A 239-nucleotide genomic window follows, 5' to 3' on the forward strand; every position below is an offset into this window, starting at 1 on the left:
GCCGGACATAAGCTTTCTTTGGTGTGAATAGATTACTTTGAAAATTAAGAAATAAAATATGGTTAAACACATTTTCCTTACTTGCGGCGTGTTGCTTTCAGCAACCGCTCAAACCGCCTTTGCCAAAGAGCTGGAAGGCATGTTGGTCACTCAAAACAATTATGTCCGGATTCGAAGTTGTGATTTGAAAAACAATTACACTTTGCTTCCCGGTAGCGGAAACGGCTATGAAGCTGCAG

At 41.4% G+C, this 239-nt stretch carries 1 pseudogene; it reads left to right on the top strand.

From position 1 onward, the window contains the following. Positions 1–58: 58 nt before the first annotated feature. Positions 59–239: pseudogene (locus tag ACTHS3_RS18560) on the top strand (hypothetical protein); the annotation flags it as partial.

It is taken from the genome of Neisseria sp. P0009.S007, from assembly GCF_051962515.1.